Source organism: Acinetobacter sp. ANC 4204, from assembly GCF_002135205.1.
In the GTDB taxonomy this organism is placed as follows: Bacteria; Pseudomonadota; Gammaproteobacteria; order Pseudomonadales; family Moraxellaceae; genus Acinetobacter.
Map to the genome: position 1 here is coordinate 85,671 of NZ_NEFZ01000011.1, position 22,137 is coordinate 107,807.

At 43.0% G+C, this 22,137-nt stretch carries 22 protein-coding genes and 1 rRNA gene; 18 read left to right on the forward strand and 5 right to left on the reverse strand.

All coding sequences use genetic code 11. From position 1 onward, the window contains the following. Positions 1-23 precede the first annotated feature (23 nt). From B9T36_RS17560 to B9T36_RS17610, 12 genes are all read left to right on the forward strand, one after another. Entirely contained in the window at positions 24-770 is a 747-nt protein-coding gene (locus B9T36_RS17560) for a YciK family oxidoreductase (RefSeq protein WP_005401600.1), read from the forward strand. Between the two features lie 153 nt (positions 771-923). Continuing rightward, positions 924-1,343, forward strand: a complete 420-nt coding sequence (locus tag B9T36_RS17565) for a hypothetical protein (RefSeq protein ID WP_086210751.1) — start codon at positions 924-926, stop codon at positions 1,341-1,343. A 149-nt stretch (positions 1,344-1,492) separates the two neighbouring features. Continuing rightward, entirely contained in the window at positions 1,493-1,648 is a 156-nt protein-coding gene (locus tag B9T36_RS19125; RefSeq protein WP_162900301.1) for a hypothetical protein, read from the forward strand. A gap of 245 nt (positions 1,649-1,893) precedes the next feature. Next, positions 1,894-2,277 (forward strand): RcnB family protein, encoded by a 384-nt coding sequence (locus B9T36_RS17570; RefSeq protein ID WP_086210732.1) that lies wholly within the window; start codon positions 1,894-1,896, stop codon positions 2,275-2,277. A gap of 297 nt (positions 2,278-2,574) precedes the next feature. Then, positions 2,575-2,931, forward strand: a complete 357-nt coding sequence (locus B9T36_RS17575; RefSeq protein ID WP_004983817.1) for an RcnB family protein — start codon at positions 2,575-2,577, stop codon at positions 2,929-2,931. A 124-nt stretch (positions 2,932-3,055) separates the two neighbouring features. Then, positions 3,056-4,408: an amino-acid N-acetyltransferase gene (argA, locus tag B9T36_RS17580; RefSeq protein WP_086210733.1), complete on the forward strand. Its 1,353-nt coding sequence runs from the start codon at positions 3,056-3,058 to the stop codon at positions 4,406-4,408. A gap of 331 nt (positions 4,409-4,739) precedes the next feature. Next, positions 4,740-5,705: a sulfonate ABC transporter substrate-binding protein gene (locus B9T36_RS17585; protein ID WP_086210734.1), complete on the forward strand. Its 966-nt coding sequence runs from the start codon at positions 4,740-4,742 to the stop codon at positions 5,703-5,705. Positions 5,706-5,715: 10 nt separating this feature from the next. Continuing rightward, positions 5,716-6,711: an aliphatic sulfonate ABC transporter substrate-binding protein gene (locus B9T36_RS17590; RefSeq protein ID WP_086210735.1), complete on the forward strand. Its 996-nt coding sequence runs from the start codon at positions 5,716-5,718 to the stop codon at positions 6,709-6,711. A 26-nt stretch (positions 6,712-6,737) separates the two neighbouring features. Continuing rightward, positions 6,738-7,913: an FMNH2-dependent alkanesulfonate monooxygenase gene (ssuD, locus tag B9T36_RS17595; protein ID WP_086210736.1), complete on the forward strand. Its 1,176-nt coding sequence runs from the start codon at positions 6,738-6,740 to the stop codon at positions 7,911-7,913. Continuing rightward, positions 7,913-8,728, forward strand: coding sequence for an aliphatic sulfonate ABC transporter permease SsuC (ssuC, locus tag B9T36_RS17600; protein WP_063454421.1), 816 nt, complete (start codon positions 7,913-7,915; stop codon positions 8,726-8,728). The genes ssuD and ssuC overlap by 1 nt, the downstream gene beginning before the upstream one ends. A 10-nt stretch (positions 8,729-8,738) precedes the next feature. Next, entirely contained in the window at positions 8,739-9,539 is an 801-nt protein-coding gene (locus B9T36_RS17605; protein WP_086210737.1) for an ABC transporter ATP-binding protein, read from the forward strand. A gap of 358 nt (positions 9,540-9,897) precedes the next feature. Continuing rightward, on the forward strand, positions 9,898-10,536 hold the full coding sequence (locus B9T36_RS17610; protein ID WP_058868590.1) for a TetR/AcrR family transcriptional regulator: 639 nt from the start codon (positions 9,898-9,900) through the stop codon (positions 10,534-10,536). A 60-nt stretch (positions 10,537-10,596) separates the two neighbouring features. On the opposite strand, the gene B9T36_RS17615 is transcribed toward B9T36_RS17610, so the two are convergent. Together B9T36_RS17615 and B9T36_RS17620 are read right to left on the reverse strand one after the other, a co-directional pair. Beyond that, positions 10,597-11,157 carry a 5'-nucleosidase gene (locus tag B9T36_RS17615; protein WP_004684171.1) on the reverse strand — a complete coding sequence of 187 codons (561 nt, stop codon included), beginning with the start codon at positions 11,155-11,157 and terminating at the stop codon, positions 10,597-10,599. Between the two features lie 132 nt (positions 11,158-11,289). Next, a complete protein-coding gene (locus B9T36_RS17620; protein WP_086210738.1) occupies positions 11,290-12,426 on the reverse strand; it encodes a TDT family transporter in 1,137 nt (378 codons plus the stop codon). Between the two features lie 205 nt (positions 12,427-12,631). On the opposite strand from B9T36_RS17620, the gene ribF reads away from it, so the two are divergent. The 5 genes from ribF to B9T36_RS17645 all read left to right on the forward strand — a co-directional run bounded on the left by ribF (position 12,632) and on the right by B9T36_RS17645 (position 18,245). Continuing rightward, positions 12,632-13,633 carry a bifunctional riboflavin kinase/FAD synthetase gene (ribF, locus tag B9T36_RS17625; protein ID WP_086210739.1) on the forward strand — a complete coding sequence of 334 codons (1,002 nt, stop codon included), beginning with the start codon at positions 12,632-12,634 and terminating at the stop codon, positions 13,631-13,633. A 64-nt stretch (positions 13,634-13,697) separates the two neighbouring features. Beyond that, entirely contained in the window at positions 13,698-16,541 is a 2,844-nt protein-coding gene (gene ileS, locus B9T36_RS17630; protein WP_086210740.1) for an isoleucine--tRNA ligase, read from the forward strand. Further along, entirely contained in the window at positions 16,534-17,073 is a 540-nt protein-coding gene (gene lspA, locus B9T36_RS17635) for a signal peptidase II (protein WP_086210741.1), read from the forward strand. Before ileS ends, lspA begins: the two co-directional genes overlap by 8 nt. After that, entirely contained in the window at positions 17,066-17,548 is a 483-nt protein-coding gene (locus tag B9T36_RS17640) for an FKBP-type peptidyl-prolyl cis-trans isomerase (RefSeq protein WP_086210742.1), read from the forward strand. The genes lspA and B9T36_RS17640 overlap by 8 nt, the downstream gene beginning before the upstream one ends. A gap of 154 nt (positions 17,549-17,702) precedes the next feature. Beyond that, positions 17,703-18,245 (forward strand): NADPH-dependent FMN reductase, encoded by a 543-nt coding sequence (locus B9T36_RS17645; RefSeq protein WP_086210743.1) that lies wholly within the window; start codon positions 17,703-17,705, stop codon positions 18,243-18,245. 235 nt (positions 18,246-18,480) lie between these two features. Here the strand turns inward: B9T36_RS17645 and B9T36_RS17650 are convergent, their stop codons facing one another. After that, positions 18,481-18,876 carry a tautomerase family protein gene (locus tag B9T36_RS17650; RefSeq protein ID WP_086210744.1) on the reverse strand — a complete coding sequence of 132 codons (396 nt, stop codon included), beginning with the start codon at positions 18,874-18,876 and terminating at the stop codon, positions 18,481-18,483. A gap of 226 nt (positions 18,877-19,102) precedes the next feature. On the opposite strand from B9T36_RS17650, the gene B9T36_RS17655 reads away from it, so the two are divergent. After that, on the forward strand, positions 19,103-20,143 hold the full coding sequence (locus tag B9T36_RS17655) for a TauD/TfdA family dioxygenase (protein ID WP_086210745.1): 1,041 nt from the start codon (positions 19,103-19,105) through the stop codon (positions 20,141-20,143). Between the two features lie 34 nt (positions 20,144-20,177). Here B9T36_RS17655 and B9T36_RS17660 read toward each other — a convergent pair whose 3' ends face one another. Together B9T36_RS17660 and rrf are read right to left on the reverse strand one after the other, a co-directional pair. Further along, positions 20,178-21,332 (reverse strand): PQQ-dependent sugar dehydrogenase, encoded by a 1,155-nt coding sequence (locus B9T36_RS17660; RefSeq protein ID WP_086210746.1) that lies wholly within the window; start codon positions 21,330-21,332, stop codon positions 20,178-20,180. 643 nt (positions 21,333-21,975) lie between these two features. Further along, positions 21,976-22,090 (reverse strand): 5S ribosomal RNA (gene rrf, locus B9T36_RS17665). Between the last annotated feature and the right edge of the window lie 47 nt (positions 22,091-22,137).

Here is a 22,137-nt window from a genome sequence, read left to right on the forward strand (position 1 = left end):
ATCAAAATAACGAGGAGGTAATGATGAAATATTCAGAATATCAACCTCGCCCCGATCTGCTCAAGGATCGCATCATCTTAATTACAGGTGCGGGCGATGGTATTGGTCGTGCTGCTGCATTAAGTTATGCCCTACACGGCGCAACTGTGGTGCTGCATGGGCGTACCTTAAATAAGCTCGAAGTCATTTATGATGAAATTGAAGGCTTAGGTGCGCCGCAACCTGCAATTTTACCCTTGCAGCTGTCGAGCGCCTCTCCTCGTGACTATGAATTACTGGTCGACACCTTAGAGCGCCAATTTGGGCGCCTAGATGGCATTTTGCATAATGCGGGCATCTTGGGTGAGCGCACAGAACTGGAAAATTATCCTGTCGATGTCTGGGATGATGTCATGGCCGTCAACTTGCGTGCGCCATTCGTTATGACTCAAGAGTTAATGCCACTCCTGAAAAAATCTGAGCATGCCTCCGTGGTTTTTGCCAGCTCAGGTGTCGGGCGTGAAACGCGTGAACGTTGGGGCGCATATTCGGTGTCTAAGATCGCGATTGAAGCGGTCAGCCAACTGTTTGCTAAAGAAAATACCTCACCGAATATCCGCTTTAACTGTATCAATCCGGGGGCGACCCGCACTGCAATGCGTGCAAAAGCCTATCCCGATGAAGATCCAAAAACATTGCCAACGCCTGAAAATATCATGCCTGCCTATCTGTACCTGATGGGCGATGATAGTTTACATATGAATGGTCAAAGTATTGATGCACAAGACTAAAATGTGTCACTCAAGAGGAAGCTTCGGCTTCCTTTTTTTATACAATCAAACAGAGGCTTAGTCATCTGAAACATGATCTCAAGTTCAGAAAAGGTTGTCTTTTTTCAATTTTTGCGGATACTGATGCCCAACTCCATTTTTGAAGCATATGCCATGACGGACTTGAGCAACATCACTGTACAACCCACTGAAGATGGTATGGTTAGCCTGTTGATTGACCAACAGCCGATTTCAGAAAAATATGGAATGAAGTTTGAAGCCAGTATTGTCAAAGAACTGCAAGCACTGGAAAATGGTGCGACTCTGAAACTCTTTGATCAGTTTGTTTTTTCTCATACCGACTTAAACTTTGAACATAGCTACCACTATGTCACCGTGATTGCAAAAAACGACGACCAATATCAAACGAAGAAAAATTTTGTTTATAGGATTAAAATTGAAGGTCAGCCCGACATTGAGCATGCCATTCGTAAAAATGGGGAAGCAATGACCGCAGCCGATGTACATGAATTTATCCAAGCCCATGTGCAGAAATCATTAAGCGATTATACCGACCTCAACTACGCTTATTAGACCGAATCAGCCAAGTTGAAACATCAGCTTGGCTAACTGGGTATTAAAATCGTATTTTTAAATCATTTTAATAAAAATATTCGGTTTTATAGATGAACATTTCATGCTTATCATTCTGATTCATCAAGAACTTAAAATCAGGGCTCAACATGACTGATGTACAACGTAAACATGACACCATTCGTCATATCCACAATTTACAACTGCCTGAAAGCTTAATTTCGGCTTTGGAGGATGCTGTTCAAGCCGAATCCGTTGTAAACGCGATTTTTTCATTGCAAAATCTGACCAAGCAATGGTATTAAATAATCGCCTTTGCTTTCTTCAGCAAGGCCAAGCGATGCAATACCACAATGCAGAAAAACAGAAATATTTGACCGATTGCTTTCGACTTTGAATCAATTGGTGATTTAATTAACGGTCAAAATTAGGCATAATCTTCTTAATATCTCTGCATTTGTTAATAAATGCCCAATTTATCTTCACAGTTTCTCTGCATTTTTTTCGTACATTATAGGAAAGAGTGAAATTACCCTAATGAGGATTCAACATGAAAAAGATTTTGACAGTATTGGCAATCTCTTTCAGTGCTTTGATGGCAAGCAGTCTCAGTACTGCTGCCCCTCAGTTTGACCACGATCATCCACGCTATGGCAATGAGCCACGCGGACGTGACTTTCGCGATTCAGATGATGACGATCAGCAAGATCGTCGACGGATGCGCGAAGAGCGCGGTGTCAAACGTTTACAACAGCATAAATGGCAACAAGGTTATGTCATGCCACAGCATTACCGTGGTAACGGCTATAAAGTCGAATACAAAGAGCATAATCTTCCAAAGCCAAACCGAAATCAGCAGTGGTACAAAATCAACAATGACTACATCTTAGTCGATGCAGACAGCAACAATATTCTGCGGATTATGGGGCTTTAATCTGCGCTTCATCTTGTATAACGCAGCGACATTATTGAAACCTGAATCAACACCTGTTCACTCGCACTAGCATGACTGCATACATTCCTCAGGAGACCGCAGTCAGGCACAGCATGGAAGGCGTTGTTTCAGGTTTTTTTATGCGCCAAAGCTTTTGTTTGCAAGCATTGCAGAAAAACAACAATCTCCTCAGTCTCTTCATACATTTCACAATTCACCTAAATAGCCCTCACGCTTTCTCTAGAGTTATTCGCTAATTTTGAATCATCGAAACAAGACTAATACTGGACGAAAGCAATGAAAAAAATTCTGACTGCAATCACACTCTCTTTAGGCGCGCTCATGGCCACATCTGCAATGGCAGCACCGCAGTACTATGACCGCTCGCATGATCATGACTCTCGTTGGGATCATCGCGATGACCGTCGTTGGGACAATGACAACCGCTACCAAAACAAACGTGTTAACCCAAGCCGTGATTGGCGCTCAGGTCAAACTTTGCCACGCAGCTATGACTCATCGCGTTATCATGTCAGTGACCGCGAAGCACGTCGCCTACCCAACACTGGACGCTACCAACAATGGTATAAGGTCAATGGTGACTATGTTTTAGTCAATGAACGTAATAACCGTATCCTGCGTATTATCGGTTAATTCTGGCTGGTGGCGCAAAACCAATGAAACACCTGAACGTTGCTTCAGGTGTTTTTCTATTTAAGACTTCCTCTTCTGCATTTTTTGATTAAAATCATGCTAAGCAGTTCATTTTGAGACAGGCATGCACGCAAATTCGATCGAAACACATCACAGTACAACTTTGCAGTATGTGCATTGGTTTCGACATTCTGCGCCTTATATCAATGCTCACCGCAATAAAACCTTTGTAATCATGTTCGATGGTGAAGCCGTTCAGCATGATAACTTTCAACATATTATTCACGACATTGCCCTGCTGCATTCACTCGGGATTCGCCTGATCTTGGTGCATGGGGCACGTCCGCAAATCAACCACAACTTAAAACAAAGCCAACTACAAACGCCGTTTCATCAGTATCGTCGTGTCACCACCCGAGAGTCTTTGGGCTGTGTGATGAATGCAGTGGGCTCGATTCGTTTGCAAATTGAAGCCTTACTGTCGATGGGACTGGCCAACTCACCGATGTATGGCGCACGCATTGATGTGGTTTCAGGGAATTTTGTTACAGCTAAGCCCTATGGCATTCGCGATGGGGTCGATTTTCAGTTAACCGGCGAAGTCCGTACGGTCGATACCGACGCCATTCAACGTCATTTGGATAACCACAATATTGTGCTACTCGGGCCAACTGGCTATTCCACCACAGGCGAAGTATTCAATCTGCTGGCTGAAGAAGTGGCGACCCGCACGGCGATTCATCTTAAAGCGGACAAATTGATTTTCTTGGGCAAACAACATGGTCTCCTCAATGAACATGGTCAGTTGCAACGCGAAATTTCGCCACACAAGCTCGATGCACAAATTGAGAAATACCAAGATTCGAATCCAGACATTGCGGTACATTTACGCGGTGCCAAAAAGGCCTCGACGCATGGCGTCCATCGTGTCCATCTGATTTCCTATGCTTATGATGGTGCCTTGGTTGAGGAGCTCTTCACGCGTGATGGTTCGGGCACTATGATTACCGATGCCCATTATGAAGAAGTCCGTATGGCCAACATTCAAGATGTCGGCGGGCTGATTAACCTATTACGCCCACTTGAAGAAGAAGGCATTTTGGTTTATCGCTCACGTGAACGTCTCGAAAACGAAATTGGCCAATTTGCGGTGATTGAACGTGATGGCATGATCTTGGCCTGTGCGGCACTCTACCCACTGCCAGCGGCAGAGGGTGAAATCCGCAGCGCTGAAATTGCCTGTGTCGCAGTCGATCCGAGCTATCGAAAATCTAATCGTGGCAGCCAAATTTTGCATTATCTCGAAGGTAAAGCCCGCAGTATGGGCATTCAACAGTTGTTTGTACTGACCACACGTACTGCACATTGGTTCTTAGAACATGGCTTTGAAACGGCCAATGTCGATGAACTTCCCAATGCACGCCAAGCCTTATACAACTATCAGCGCAACTCACTGGTCTTTAAAAAGCCACTTTAAGTGGCTTTTGCAGGATTATGGATATCTTTATTTCTCATATCTTTATCGAGAAAACACTGCAAAAATCGCTCAACTCTATATTGCGTGAAAGACTAAGCTTATTCCAAAAATAAAAATGCGTTTTAAATAATAAATATCAATCAGTTAAACTCGATAAGTTTTATATTTTATGTTTTTTATATTGCTGTTTTTTACATAAGTTTTGCACTTTTGCTTTTATCTTTTTTTTTCATGTCTAAAGCCCGATTTCTTATTTTTTCTGAAAAGAAATGCCCATTAGCGTATGTGTTCACCAACTCACTCACCTTATTTATTTGGAGTTATGAAACACATGAGCACTTCTCGAGCACAGTTCTGGATCAAAACAAGCGTTCTTTCTGCAGCAGTCGTGAGTGCCATGATGTTATCTGGATGTGGGAAAAAAGAAGCTGAGACCGTCACACTCAATATTGGCTTTCAAAAATATGGCATTTTGCCCATCGTCAAAGAGCGTGGCACTTTAGAAACGGTGCTTAAAGCACAAAATGTCCAAGTCAAATGGGTCGAGTTTCCTGCAGGTCCACAGCTCCTCGAAGGTTTAAATGTCGGCAGTGTAGTCTTTGGGGAAGCGGGGGAAGCGCCTCCGATTTTTGCACAAGCTGCAAATTCGAACTTGGTTTACATTGCCAACCAACCTGCTGCACCTAAAGCAGAAGCACTGATCGTACAAAAAGACTCAAAGATTCAGAGCATTCAAGATTTAAAAGGCAAACGGATTGCACTCAACAAAGGTTCAAATGTGCATTACCTGCTACTCAAAGTGTTAGAAGCGAATAACCTGAAACTTTCTGATATTGAAGCGGTGTATCTTCCGCCATCGGATGCACGTGCCGCATTTGAACGTGGTGCAGTTGACGCTTGGGTCATTTGGGATCCCTTCTTTGCTGCCGCTGAACACCAAATCTCAGCACGTGTGATTGCTACCGGAGAAAACTTGGTGAGTAATCATCAGTTCTATTTGGCCGATCGTAAGTTTGCCGAAACCTATCCAGAAGTTTTAAAAACAGTCGTCAATGAACTCAACACCACCACACAGTGGGTCGAACAAAATCAACAACAAGCAGCCAAATTGTTAGAAAAACCGACAGGCTTGTCTTTAGACATTTTACAAACCTCGATTGGTCGTATGGGCTTTGGCGTTCAACCTATTTCAGCCGAAGTCGCAAAAAAACAGCAGTACGTTGCGGATGCTTTCTATCAACAAAAACTCATTCCGAACCAGCTGAATATTGACGCTGCCATTATTAAACAAAAATAACGAGATCATTATGAAAACACTTAAAATAGTTTCCAGTATTGGCATCGTCACCTTGAGTCTGGGACTCGGGGCATGCCAAAAGCAAGACACGGCAGCAACAAATACTTCTGAAAAGCAGGCAGCAGATCCAGTTAAAACCCTGTCGATTGGCTATCAAAAGTCGTCTTTGAACCTGTTGGTCGCACGTGAGCAAAAATTATTTGAGCAACAATTTCCTCAAGCCAAAATTGAATGGAAAGAATTCCCCGCTGGGCCACAAATGCTAGAAGCCTTGGCCGTCGGTGCAGTTGATTTTGGCTCAGTGGGCAATACCCCACCAATCTTTGCCCAAGCTGCTGACAAAGAACTCAGTTATGTCGGTTATGAACAAGTTCCAGCCAATGCTCAAGCGCTGTTGATTGCTAAAAATAGTTCCATTGATTCAATTCAAGACCTAAAAGGCAAGCGGATTGCGGTACAACGCGGCTCAAGCGCGCGTGAGTTACTGGCGAAAGTTCTACAAAAAGCAGGACTCAGCTGGCAGGACATTCAACCAATTTGGCTGCCCCCTGCGGATGCACGTGCCGCGTTTGATAAACAATCCATCGATGCATGGGCCATTTGGGAACCCTACCTCAGTGCAGCAGAGCAGGATGCACAGGCCAAAGTCTTGATTGATGGCACAGCATTTCCGCAAACCTATTCTTTTTATATTGGCAACCCGAAATTCATTCAGACCTACCCTGAAGCCACCGCTCAGTTCATTCATGGGCTGAATCAGGCCGATCAATGGGTACTAAAAAACCAAGCACAAGCACTTTTGGTCTATACCCAAAGTACGGGTTTACAGCCTTCTATTGCTCAACGGGTCATCGACAAACGTCTGAAGCCTTCACCGATTCAAACCCTGACGCCTGAAGTGGTGCAAGCACAACAACAAATTGCGGACTTGTTCCAACAGGTCCAGCTCATTCCGAAACACATTCAAGTTCAAAGTACCGTTTGGGTTGCACCGAGCAAACCTTAAACGACTCTATCTAAGGATTTTTTAAAATGAAAATTTTCTGGTTTATCCCAACTCACGGTGACAGTCGCTACTTAGGTACCAGCAAAGGTGCTCGTCAAGTGGACCATGCCTATATGAAACAGATTGCGGTTGCCGTGGATAATTTGGGCTATGAAGGTGTGCTGATTCCAACAGGTCGTTCATGTGAAGACCCATGGTTGACCGCAGCCAGCCTGATTGATGCCACGAAAAAATTAAAATTCCTAGTTGCACTGCGTCCAGGCGTGACCACTCCGGCACTGGCTGCACGGATGGCAGCCACCTTTGACCGTCTCTCCAATGGTCGGGTTTTATTGAACTTGGTGACAGGTGGCGATGAAAAAGAACTGCAAGGCGATGGCGTTTATGAAGACCACTCCACTCGCTATAAAACTGCCAATGAATACGTCAAAATTTGGCGTGAGATTTTAACCCGCTCCCATACAGGTGAAAGCTTTACCTTTCATGGCGAACGCCTAAACGTAGATAATGCAAAACTGCTATATCCACCTGTGCAACAACCCTACCCTCCACTTTGGTTTGGCGGCTCATCGGATGATGCCATCGAGTTAGCCACTGATCAGGTTGACACTTATCTGACATGGGGCGAACCTCCTGCTGCTGTTAAAGACAAAATTGACACTGTCCGTGCCAAAGCCGAAGCTAAAGGCCGTACGCTCAACTATGGCATACGTCTGCATGTGATTGTGCGTGAAACCAATGAACAAGCATGGCAAGCGGCGGAAGAGCTCATCCAGTATGTCGATGATGCCACCATTGCTGCAGCACAGGCCAAATTTAAGAGCATGGACTCGGTCGGTCAACGTCGCATGGCTGAACTACACAATGGTGACCGCAGCAAACTTGAAGTGTCTCCCAACCTTTGGGCAGGCGTAGGTCTGGTTCGTGGGGGTGCAGGTACGGCATTGGTTGGCGACCCTGAAACGGTTGCAGCCCGTATTCAAGAATATGCCGACTTGGGCATCAGCACCTTTATTTTCTCAGGCTATCCACATCTTGAAGAGTCGATTCGTTTTGCCGAGTTGGTGTTTCCACTCCTGCCGCTCGAAACTCAAGCAAAGTTAGCACAACCAAATTTAACAGGCCCCTTTGGTGAGATTGTGGCAAACAACTACACACCCGATGAAAACAAAAAAACCAAAGTGATTCAGGAGCCTGCCTAATGTCCAAAATCGTTTCAGTGCAAACCCTCCAGCAGGAAAAGGTTTCACGTGGAACTCAGTTGGGGCAGCTATTGCTGCCTTGGCTCTTTCCTATCGGCTTGATTGTGCTTTGGCAAATTGCCTCCAGCACAGGACTTTTAGAAAGTCGGATTTTACCTGCACCAACGGCAGTAGTTACTGCTTTTTGGCACCTGCTACTGAGTGGTGAACTATGGAAGCATGTGCAAGTCAGTGCAGGCCGTGCCTTACTCGGCCTGTTGGTGGGTGGGGGTTTAGGGCTCTTTCTGGGTTTGTTAAATGGTTCATCGAAAACGGCGTCAACCCTGCTCGACACCACCCTACAAATGATCCGAAACATTCCTGCACTGGCACTTATTCCGTTGGTGATCTTATGGTTCGGGATTGATGAAACCGCCAAGCTGTTCTTGGTTGCGGTCGGGGTCTTTTTCCCCATTTACATTAACACCTATCACGGTATACGTTCGGTAGATCCACAACTGATTGAAATGGGGAAAAGCTATGGTTTGACCCGTTGGCAACTGTATAAAGAAATTATTTTACCGGGTGCGATGCCCTCTATTTTGGTCGGACTGCGCTTTTCACTGGGTTTAGTGTGGGTTCTGCTGATCGTTGCCGAAACCATTTCAGCCCAAGCCGGCATCGGTTATATGACCATGAATGCACGTGAATTTTTACAGACTGACATCGTTTTGGTGGGGATTTTACTGTATGCCCTACTTGGAAAATTGGCTGATGTACTGGCCGTCACATTAGAAAAATACCTGCTGCGCTGGCATGCAGGATACCAAAAATAAGGAGTCTGAGATGACTGATTTAAGCCTTGGTCGCCATGCCAATATTCCGTCGCCGCCAAATCACAATCAAGACATTAACCCTCAAGCGGTGCTTGGGGCCGAAATTATTATCGAACAACTGCATAAGTTTTATGGTTCAGTTAAAGTCCTTGAAGACTTAGATCTGCATATTCAGCCGGGTGAGTTTTTAGCCATTGTCGGACGCAGTGGTTGTGGTAAAAGTACCCTCCTGCGCCTGATTGCCAACTTAGAACAACAAAGCTACGGCGAAATTAAGTTTAAGTCCGCACGACACCTCCGCGAAGGGATTACCACAGACGATATACGGGTCATGTTCCAAGATCCACGACTGCTGCCATGGCGCTCCATTGAACAAAACGTACAACTGGGGTTGCCGAAACAACAACATGCCACTGCCTCGGGTTTGCTTGAAAAAGTCGGACTCAAAGAAAAAGCGGGACTTTGGCCTTCACAGCTCTCTGGGGGACAGCGTCAACGGACCGCTTTGGCACGGGCTTTATCGCATAAACCACGGATTTTATTGCTCGATGAACCTTTGGGAGCACTCGATGCCTTAACCCGCTTAGACATGCAGAATTTGATTGAAAAATTATGGACGGAACAAGGCTTTACCGCCATATTAGTCACCCATGATGTTAGTGAGGCTGTTCAACTGGCCGATCGAATCATTTTGCTGGACCGTGGCCATATTGCCAAAGAGTTTCAAGTCGACCTGCCTCGCCCTCGCATCAAAGATATGCAGTTCAACATCCTTGAACAGCAGGTGTTAAATGCGGTTTTAGCCACATAAGTAGACTAAAAAATCCTTAGTTTGGGGCGCTAAGGATTTTTTATGCTGAATTTCAGTAAAAAAACACAAGACCATCATATGAATTGAGCATACTTTATTTTAAATAATGTAATAAATTTCACGTTATTTTTATCAAAACATGCCACTTCACATTGAATCATTTCATATAGTTTAGACAAAATAGTTTTTATATAATTATATTTTATTGGACAACTTTTAGAATTTATCGCAATTTAAGAGCCAATCTACAGAATAAATGATCATTATTCAAAAAATTAAATTTCCACTTTGTGCACAAATCTGATGATTTGCCGTACAATTTGTCCTTCCCCCTTTTTATTGTTTTTTAAATTAGAGAATGGAACAGAAAAAGAGTACTCAAAAACGCCACCAGCTGCTGAATGCTGCATTAGATGTCTTCTCGCTCTATGGATTTAATGGAGCAAGCTTAGATGAAATCGCACAGATTGCTGAAATGCACAAATCGAATATTTTCTATTACTATGAAAATAAAGAAGCTTTGTACGTTGAAGTTTTAACGACGGTTTTACAAAAATGGTTAGCCCCACTACAAATGTTAGAAGCTGACTTAGAGCCGGAAGAAGCGATCACCAACTACTTATTGCAAAAGATTGAGGTTTCTCGGACTCAACCGAAAGCGTCTCGCTTGTTTGCGTTAGAAGTGATCCAAGGAGCTCCGCATATTTTGGAAATCCTTAAAGGGCCTTTAAAGAAGTTGGTCAAACGTAAAGCCAAAGTCATTAGCAATTGGCAAGAGCAAGGTAAAATTTCAACTGAAATAGACCCTGAGCTGTTAATCCTCAACATTTGGGCATTAACACAAAACTATGCTGATTTTGCCACGCAAATGGAAATGGTAACAGGTAAAACCCTACGTAACCGCAGTATGCAACAACGAGTCATTCAACATACCGTGCATATGATGCTGTATGGCGTGATCCCGCGAACACCGTCTGCATTATTCAAAGCTGAGTAATTTTGGCATACGACCATAGCACTCTATGGTCGCCGAATTGAAAAAGACAGAATCAAAGCCTCAGATACTTTCAAATAATGCTAATAATTTCTGAGCTCCCAATAACAAATTGTCTTCCCAGTCCAAATGCGCGGTGTCGTTGGCACCATCTGAAATATATTTGACCGAAATTAGGCGAACACCCTGTTTTTTACAGACCTTTGCCAGCGCATATCCTTCCATATCAACCAAATGACACGGTACTTTGGGTTCACCCGTTTCAAAGCTATCCCCTGTTCCACAGATGCCAGTGCGGAGTTGTTGGAAAAACGGTTCTAAATGAATTTCCGCAGGATGCATGGTGTCAAATGGGGTAAAACCGACAGCGAAACCCAGTGGAGAGACATCCATGTCGCGTTGTACAAATTGAGAAACTTCAACCAATTCATGCTTATCAAAATAAGTACTGCCTGCTGTACCTAAATTAATCAGGGTTTTACAGCCTGTTTTTTGAATCACTTCAAATGCTTTATAGGCCGCGTTGACTTTACCAATACCGCTGTAATGGACTTCAATCCCTGCTTGCTCAAACAATCCTTTAGACTCATTCGGCAAAGCCATGATTAGTGCAACATCCGACATAAAATACTCAATTAACAGACTTCATGCGTGCCATTAGAAAACAAATCGATCCGAAAGAAAAGCGCCTGTGGTCTCTGCTCAAACAACCTACATAAGATCAGATGGCGCTTTAAACTGAAAGGATTGTAGACCTCATTTATACTGCTGTTCTAAATAGGTTTTTAAGCACGGCGAAAAGAACAAATCCCCTTGATAAAAACCTTGTGCCGTCTTGGTTGCAACCAAACTCCATAACAACATCAGTATGGCTGCAAAAGCATAGCCAACAGCATACAGGAAGGCCAAATTGAGTTGTTGGGCTAGAGTTAAGATTGCCAGTGTATATACGCCCAATGGGAAGGTCAGTCCCCACCAACCCAAATTAAATGGTAAGTCCTGTTTGGCATGGTGCAAAGTCGTCAGTACCGCAATTCCCAACCACCACAGCCCAAAACCCAGCAGAATTAAACTGGCCAAAATTCCCGCCTGCTGAAATAACTGACCCAGTTGTGCTAAGCCCAAACTCGCCATCAGCATCGGTGCCTGATGCCCCAAAACCAATAACGCCAAAGCAGCAGTCCCTATCGGTCCCAAAGCCAACCAACTGCTGACCGCCAACTCTTTTTCAGGCAATTTATGTAAGACCAAACGCAACATTAAAATCGTTAAAATTGCAAAGGCAGGTAATACTGAAACACCCCACAACACATAACTACCCAATAAAATCGCAACAGCATGAGTATCAGCTGCCAAATGCCCCAGCAATAAACCACCACTGCTGGCTGCAACTTCACAGGCCACGATCGGCAATAACCACACCGCAGTCATCTGCTGTAAAGCATGCTCCTGATGTCTATACATGGCAAAAGGAACTGCCCACGCCACCAAGAGCGCCAAGACCACATCGGCATACCAGAGCGTTTGGGCAATCTGTACAGCTGTGTCGCCATAAATAGGCTGACCATACTTTAAAAAGCCATTGAGGATGGTAGCCAGCGCCATCGGGATCGTCCCTAAAAATAGACTCATGCTTGGATGTTGAAAAATCTGTTTGGCTTCGTGCGGATAAAATGCCCAACGTAAGCCATATAGCACACTAAAAAGTACGAACAGTAAAATATTGAAATACCACAGCCCTGTGCCGAATTGCCATGTGAATGCCTTTAACATCGGAAACTCTGATACAATTAATGCCACAACACCTGTTCCCATACTGACAGTGAACCAGTTGGGGGTGAATTGACGGATCAGATTTTGCCGCTGTCCAAGTTGTGTAAATGGTTTTTGCATGAGTTGGTCCTCATTAGAAACTACATTTATACTAACCAAAACTATAAATAAGAAAAATTGATTAATTTACATTAAATAAATCAATTAAAATGATATATGTGAACTTTCTACGAAATTTTGCATTGTCAAAAAACAACCACAAGACGAATGCCCAAGAATATGGCAATATATAAGCCGTTATTTATTCTAAGCACTTGATTTGCCCATGAAGCTGCTCCGTCTACATGCTTTGCCCTCACACTCTGAATTAGAAAAAACCGTTGTCACCATCGGTAATTTTGACGGGGTGCATTTGGGTCATCAAGCCATGATTCATCAGCTCAAAGCCGTTGCAAAACAACACAACCTAAAAACAGTGGTGATGATTTTTGAGCCTCAACCACTTGAATTCTTTAAAGGTTATGATGCTCCACCGCGTATTTCATCATTACGTGAAAAAGTCGAATATTTAACTGAGCTGGGTGTGGACTATATTGCGGTCGCGAAATTTGACAACAGCTTCCGCAGTTTAAGTGCAGAACAATTTGCCGATATTTTAAAAGAAAAACTCAATGCCCAAAGTTTGGTTTTAGGCGATGACTTTCACTTTGGTAAAAACCGCCAAGGCAACAGCGAATTTCTAGAAAACTATGGTTTTCAAGTCCACAATCTAGAAACCATCCTCTCAGCAGGTGAACGCGTCAGTTCAACTCGGATTCGCCAAACACTGGCCGCAGGGGACTTGGCGCTGGCTGCTCAGTTATTAGGGCGCCCTTATAGCATTACGGGTCGGGTACAATATGGCGACCAAATTGGCCGAACCCTTGATTTTCCAACTATTAATGTACGTTTAAACCGACATAAACCCTGTTTAAACGGCATTTATGGTGTAGATGTGATGTGTGAAACCACGTCTTTACGCGACAAAGTGAAAGCAGACCACCCTGATCGATTAGGGGTTGCAGGATATGACCATTCAGCGCTTTTTGGTGCGGGTCATGTCGGAACACGTCCAGCCATTCAACAAGCACAGCCAGAATGGCGATTAGAAGTACATTTCCCTGATGTTTCTGCTAATCTGTATGGCTTGTTAATGCGGGTCACTTTCTTGAACTACTTACATGGTGAAAAGAACTACCCTTCGCTGGAAGCACTAAAAGCGGGAATTGATGATGATGTGGTGAAACTGCTTGAGTTCCGCCAAAACACCCCCACATTTCCCTTTTAAATACCAATCAATTTTATGTAAAACGCGTCAGCCGAGCCGCTGATTAAACTGGAAGACATCTTGCATGAGCGATAAGCAAACTACTGAAAATGCAGTGGATTATAAAGCCACACTCAACCTCCCAGGTACCGAATTTGCTATGAAAGCAAACCTTGCGGTGCGTGAAGCAAAATGGTTAGAAGAGTGGTATGCCGACAACATTTATCAGCAGATTCGTGCGTCGCGTATTGGTAAGAAAAAATATGTTCTGCATGATGGCCCTCCTTATGCAAATGGCCAAATTCACTTGGGTCATGCGGTCAATAAAGTTTTAAAAGATATCATTATTAAAAGTCGTATTCTCGACGGCTTCGATGCCCCTTATGTACCGGGTTGGGACTGTCACGGCCTTCCAATTGAACTGAAAGTAGAAGAGAAAGTCGGTAAAGTGGGCGTGAAGGTGGATGCTTCTACTTTCCGTAAAGCCTGCCGTGAATATGCTTACACCCAAGTTGAACTGCAAAAGAAAGACTTTGTACGTATGGGCGTGTTTGGTGACTGGGACAATCCTTACCTGACCATGAACTTCAAGCAGGAAGCGGACATTGTGCGCTCTGTTGGCGCGATTGCAAAAGCAGGCCATATCGAACCAGGTCTTAAACCTGTGAATTGGTGTTTAGACTGTGGTTCAGCTTTGGCTGAAGCCGAAGTGGAATATGAAGATAAAAAATCTGACGCGATTGACGTTGGCTTTACGGTTGTCGACTTAAAAGACTTAAGCGCACGTTTAAATATCAACGTAGACGCTGCAACAGATATCGTAATTTGGACCACCACGCCTTGGACTTTGCCTGCAAACCAAGCGGTTGCCGTCCATGCTGAAATTGACTATCAACTTGTTCAAGTTAGCACCGACCGTGGCGTGCAAAACTTTATTTTAGCTAAAGACTTGGTTGAGTCGGCAGTTGAGCGTTATAAGCTTGAAAACCCTATCGTTTTAGCTGATTTCACGGGTTCGGCTATCGAAAACTTATTATTACAACATCCTTTGATTACAGACCGTCAAGTGCCTGTGATTTTGGGTGAACATGTCATTGCAACCAGCGGTACAGGGGCGGTACATACTGCACCTGGCCATGGTGTAGATGACTATAAAGTTGGCTTACAGTACAACTTAAAAGTTGAAAACCCAGTGGGTGGTAATGGTGTGTATTTACCAACTTCACCGATTTTTGCAGGCGAGCACATCTACAAAGCCAATCCAAAAATCATTGAAGCATTGGATGCAGTTGGTCGCTTATGGGCACATCAACCGATCAAACATAGCTACCCACACTGCTGGCGCCATAAAACACCGATTATCTTCCGTGCGACCCCACAGTGGTTTATCAGCATGGATGCACAAGGTCTGCGTCAAAACGCTTTAAATGCGATCGAAAACGAGATCAGCTTTGTGCCTGATTGGGGTAAAAATCGTATTCAAGCCATGATCGAAGGTCGTCCAGACTGGTGTATTTCACGTCAACGTACGTGGGGCGTGCCAATCCCATTCTTCGTGCATAAAGACACCAACGAACTCCATCCGCGCACAGCAGAGTTGATCGAAGAAGTCGCGAAATTGATCGAACAAGAAGGGATTGACGCTTGGTATAACCGTGAAGCGAAAGACTTTATCGGGGATGAAGCGGAACAGTACAACTGTGTACGTGACACTTTAGACGTGTGGTTCGACTCAGGCACAACGCACTATGCCGTGCTGCGTGAACGCGAAGAACTCACCGATCCAGCCGATTTATACCTTGAAGGTTCAGACCAACATCGTGGTTGGTTCCAGTCTTCATTGCTCACTTCGATTGCGATCAATGAACGTGCACCGTACAAAGGCTTACTGACCCATGGCTTCGTGGTGGATGAAAAAGGCCGTAAGATGTCAAAATCTTTGGGCAACATCATCACCCCACAAGACATCATTAAAGATATGGGTGCAGACGGCTTACGTTTCTGGATTGCATCGGCCGATTACCGTTATGAAATGACCGCTGGTAAAGAAATCTTTAACCGTGCATCAGACGGCTACCGTCGTATTCGTAATACTTTGCGTTTCTTATTGGCAAACTTGAATGGTTTCAAACCATCGACGGATGCACTTCCTGTAGATCAATTGATCGCACTTGATCAATACATTTTGCAACGTGCAGCGGACGTACAGAAAACTGTTCAGCAAGCCTATGAAGATATGAACTTCCATATCGTGGCAAATGCACTGACCAACTTCTGTATCAATGACTTGGGTGGTTTCTACCTCGACATCATCAAAGACCGTCAGTACACCACCAAAGCAGATTCACAAGCGCGCCATTCAGCTCAAACTGCGCTGTATCATTTGGTGCAAGCCTTTGTACGTTGGATGTCACCAATCTTAAGCTTTACCGCTCAAGAAGCATGGCCACTGATTCCAGAACAAACTGAGAAATATGTGTTCACTGCGGAATGGTATGACATTCCTGTGGCTTCAAAAGCAAACTTGTTGTCTGAAGCCGATTGGCAAACGCTGATTGCAGTGAAGTCTGCGGTGAACAAGTTCATCGAAACTGCGCGTACCGCGAAAATCGTAGGTTCAAATCTCTCTGCCAAAGTTGAACTGTGGGCAGATGCAGAACTCAAAGACGTACTGGATCGTCTAGATGATGAACTTCGCTTTGTTATGATCACTTCACAAGTCTTGGTTAATGCATTCGATGCAACTCAAGGTGAAGCCTCTGATCTGGCAGGTCTGAATGTTCAAGTCTCAGCTGCTGATGGTGAAAAATGTGTACGCTGCTGGCATGTTCTACCAGATGTGAATACACATGTTACACATCCAGGTTTATGTGGACGTTGTATTATCAACCTTCCTACAGGCCAAGGCGAAGAGAGAAAATATGCCTAACCCTCAACAGAAAAAGGGCTTATTCCAATTCTATACGCACAATTTAGTGTGGGTAGGCTTGGCTATTCTAGCCATTGTCTTAGATCAATGGACCAAATGGATTGCCAGTACCCATCTGAATTATGCAGATCCAGTACCAGTTCTGCCCTTTTTAAATTGGACCTTATTGCATAACTATGGCGCAGCCTTTAGTTTCTTGTCCGATGCTGGTGGGTGGCAACGCTATTTCTTTACCTCTCTTGCTGGTATTGTGTCTGTCATTTTCCTGTTCTGGCTGATGCGTATGCCAAAAACAGTAAAAGTACTGCCCATTGCAATTGCGCTTATTCTAGGTGGTGCTATAGGCAATTTAATCGACCGTATTAGCTTAGGCTATGTGGTTGATTTCATTCATGTGTACTATCAAAACAGCCACTTCCCTGCGTTTAATATTGCTGACAGCTCAATTACGCTTGGAACTATCCTTTTGTTGATCGATACCTTTTTTCTCGAAAAAAATCGTATCCAACGTACCGAAGTAAAAAATGACTGATTTTATTAATCCTAATGAAGAAACTCGCGTAAGCGAAGGCTCAAAAGTTGAGTTACATTTTTCTGTTTCCATTGAAAATGGCGTGGAAATTGACAATACGCGTAGCCGTGAAGAACCTGTGAGTCTCGTGATGGGTGATGGTAGCCTATTGCCCGGTTTTGAAAAGGCGCTGTTTGGTTTACGAGCTGGTGACCGCCGTACCGTAAGCCTACCACCAGAAGATGCTTTTGGTCCTTGGAACCCTGAGAATGTACAAAAGTTTGATACGGTTAAATTTGAACAGCGACCAATCGAAGGTCACATGATTGAGTTTGAAGACAAAGCCAAACAAAGTCTTTATGGTGTGGTTAAAACTGTAGGTGATGACATCACCGAAGTAGATTTTAATCATCCATTGGCAGGTAAAGATATTACCTTTGAAGTTGAAATCTTCAAAGTGACCCCTGCCGGACAACAAGGCATCAAAATTATGTAAAGCCACAGATCGACCGTCTGTGTGTCATTCAAAGCTCCTTCGGGGGCTTTTTTAATGCCTCAAACATTTATCCATCAGATACATATTCAATCTATGCAAAGCTTAATTTTCATACTACCGTAACGTGATCACATTTATTTTCCAAGGATTTTGCATGAAAATTCAAGTCATTATTGGCAGTGTCCGCGAAGGGCGTACTGCCATTAAAGTTGCGCGATGGGTGCAAAAAGGCTTTGAACAACTTGGGCTCAATACGGTCCAACTCGAATTGGTCGACTTAAAAGAGTGGGATTTGCCAATTTTTGCAGGTGCCAACCCACCTATGACAGGCATTTATGATCAACCTAAACAACAAGCATGGGCCGATCACATTGTCCAAGGCGATGCCTTTATTTTTATTAGTCCTGAATATAATCACGGCTATAGTCCAGCACTCAAAAATGCATTGGACTATTTAGGCAAAGAGTGGCAAGGCAAACCTGCAGCTTATATTAGTTATGGTGGCACCAACGGCTCACGCTCCATCGACCAAATTCGCCAAGTCGGTACTCAACTCGGCCTAGTCGATACCAATGCCGTGATTGAAATTCGGGATATTTTTTCACGCAATAAAACCGAAGATTTTGAACCGAATCCTTTTGATGAGAAAAATCTAAAAGCAGCAATTGATAAACTGATTAAATATGTCAGCGCATAAAGATGAGATTCTTATGTACGCGATTGCTTACAGTAACTTGAGTATTTGTCGGCTTTTCAATCAACAGTATCGACGCTATAGTTAAATCATACAGAGACAGGAAGTCTCAATTAAAAACAAAAATAATAAAATATACAGCAGGATGCTGATCGGTAGGACAGGAGTTATACCGTTTGAAAGAATTTAAAAAGCCCCCGACAGGATGTTGGGGGCTTTTTAATTCTAGTTTGATATTTTAAATATTCACATCAAATCCTAAATTAACATCAGATGCGGCTTGACCACCTCGTATCCCCCAATTCTCTAAGTTAGACTCACGAATTAAAATAGAAATATGGTCTTGTGGAATACCTAACTCTGCTAAATGCTGAACTAGGAGTTGATACAGTCTTCGTTTAGTCTCTAGCGATCTTCCAACAAAGCAATCAACTTCAATCCAAGTAAAAGAAGCGGGTTGTGTTAAATAAAGTGGATACGCAAAATGCTCAGGTGCATGCTCAACTAAACGAATATTGCGATCATATTGGGGGAGTTGAAACACAGTAGATAATGCCGTATGGACTGCTTCAATTATCGCTCGCGCTTCATCCTGACTATAGTTTTTACGAACATGAATTTGGGTACTTGGCATCACACATCCTCTATTCTTTTATTATTAAAGTTTTTCATTTTTTGATATTCGTAACCACAGTGCGATTAAGCTGACCGTTTATCGTTATATCAGGCATAGCAACCAAATATTACATCAATATAATGCACTACGTTCTATACTTTTGCCCATCTGAACGTCGGGCAGTTTTGCGCAAAACGTTTTTATATAAAATAAATTAAAAACAAGAAGAACAGAGAACATCCTCATGCAACTGAGTACTACATATTTAACTGATTATTGCAAAATCTATGTCGCAGACCCTGAATATACGCAGGCAGATGCTTTAGCAGCCTATTGTAGAGTTCATCGTACTGAAATCATGCAACAACTCCATCAGCATGGGATTTTATTATTCCGCGGTTTCAAGATAGAACGCAGCTATGAATTCTACGAACTTATTGAACAACATTTACAACTTGAACCAAGGAATAGTATTACTCCGAATACGCAGGGCTGGTTTGCCACACTTATGCGTAAGCACAGTGAAAAACTTTTCGGTATAAATAATGAGAAGCTGTACCACAATCACAATATCGTACAATTGAAACCTCGTGAGAATGCCATTCAAAACTTACATATCCAAGGAAGTATGCATTCAACCCGATCACGTTATGTTGCACTGTTTTGCCAACAGACTTCCACTCATCTGGCGGAAACAGGTTTTAATGACTTAGAAAAAATTTGGAACCAGTTTCCAACCAGTATTCAAAAAAAATATTTAGGCGCGTGGAGCCATTTTTCTTATATTTCAATCCGTAAACTCAATATATTAGACCGTTTACTATTAAAGAACAGCCCATTTTATTTAAGCAAGCTAACCAATAAAAGAGCCAAACTCACCTTAAAACGCTCTCCCTTCGTCATCACCCATCCTGATACTCAAAGACTAGCGATCCAACCGTGGGTCTTTGCTAATAATACCCATACCTTTGCACACCACACGACACAAACTATATGTAAGCATCGCGGATCACTTCAATCAGGTTTTACAGCGAATCACATGCAATTGTCTTGGGAACTCTTCACATACACAGGTGAAAAAATTGAGTGGACGCATCAGGAAAAACAGCAATACTTTGATGCACTCTATCGTGATGCACTTTTAGTTCAATGGCAACAAGGAGATATCGCCTTAGTCGATAATATTAAAATTGCACATTGGCGTATCAATAATGGAAATGAAAACCATAACTTGCTTCAAATTCAAGCCAATGTTTTCCATGCCGATCTACACTCTGCTATTTAAAATTCATCGCTTAGTCATATTTCTTTTAATATGACTAAAGTTTGACCAGTTGAATTAAATCAGCATGCTTCCCATCCTCAATCACCCAAATACTGCCATCTTTCGCTTGTTGTAAACCACGGATACGTTGTTTCATATCTATCCGTTGAATTTCTTTTGCTAGCTGTGCTGTGGTGTCTACAATAATCAACGCTTCAGATGAAAGCCCGCCAATGATGGCTTTACCCTGCCACTTGGGAAACATCTGTCCCGTATAAAAAATCAAACTCGATGGAGAAATCACAGGGGTCCAGTCCAATTTCGGTGCTTCAAACTCAGGTCGCGTAACATGGTCAGGGATATTCAAACCACTATAATGATCACCATTGGAAACCACTGGATAACCATAGTTTTTCCCTTTCTGGATCAAATTAAGCTCATCACCACCTTTCGGACCCATTTCAACCACCCAAAGTTGACCTTGTTCATCAAAAGCCATACCTAAAGGATTACGATGCCCGAAACTCCAGACTTGTTTCGCTACTTCACCTTGCGACTGAAAAGGATTATCCACTATCACTGAGCCATCATCATTAATCCGAATGATTTTCCCAAGATTCGATGTCAAGTCTTGGGCAGGATCAAATTTCTGTCTCTCACCAGAGCTAATCCATAGTTTTCCAAAACCATCAAACAGTACACGATGTGCATAATGCCCTTGCCCACGAACCTTAGGTACCTGTTTCCAAATGGTTGTTATATTATCTAATTGTGGCTGTGCTTGATCTAAATTCAAATCTGCACGAATCACCACTGCACCATAGCCACCTTGCCCTGCTTCTGCATAGCTGAGATAAATTTGATGGTTTTGTGCAAACTTAGGATGTAAAACAATGTCCCCGAATCCACCCTGACCACCATAAGCCACTTTAGGTAGGTTTTTAATAAAAGTCTTTTTCTGATCTCTAGGATTAAATAAAATCAATTGCCCCGACTTTTCAGTAATCAATAAACGCCCGTCAGCTAACACAGCCAATGCCCATGGTTCATTAAACTCAGCGATACGTTTCATCTGTATAGATGTTACTGCAACAACTGAACTAGGCTGATTTTCTTTCGACTGAGTTTCTGATGGAGTTTGCGCATGGCATGCCGTTAGAACAGACAGCACACTCAATGTAATCAGTCTATGAAAGGCTTTAATATTCATCCTTGTCTCATTTCTTCTATCACACTACTTACAATCCATTGTAGAAGAGAAATAAATGCTTGCAGTATAAGCTTTAGTAACAAGATGAATCCTTGTAAGTGAATGCTTACAACTACTGAAGAAAGTAATCACTAGCTTTAAAATAAGCGAAAACGTATATTTAAAATATCAGGAGACAGGACGTTTCCCAAACGAAAAACAACAATAATCAGTTTGAGCATCAGGATGTGAGATATGACAGGAGTTGTATCTAAGCACTGAAATACAAAGAAACCTCGACAGGATGTCGGGGTTTCTTTTTTGGAAAAGAATTTTATTTCTTCTTCTCATATTGCCGAATAATCTTTATGGCAATTCTATGCCCCTTTATATTCTGAGCATCATGTAAAATTTGATCAAAGTTCTGCCAAATTCATGTTCTTTTACTATAGGTACTTAGACGTTTACGGTGCGTGATTAAACGATTTCATCAACCTGCTTCAATGAAAAGCTGAGCTCTATTTTTTGAATGAGGTTGATCCAAACCAAAAACCAGATACTGATAAGACATCAGCATTAATCAATGACAATAAATTCACTATTTCGCTAACCGCATAATAAAAAAAGCCCCCTAACTTAATCGTTAGGGGGCTTTTGAATAATGAGCTGGCGATGACTTACTCTCACATGGCAAACGCCACACTACCATCAGCGCTAAGAGGTTTCACTTCTGAGTTCGGGAAGGGATCAGGTGGTTCACTCTTGCTATTGTCGCCAGCACAACTGTTATGGACTTGTTCGGGTCTTATTTCAACTGTACTTACAG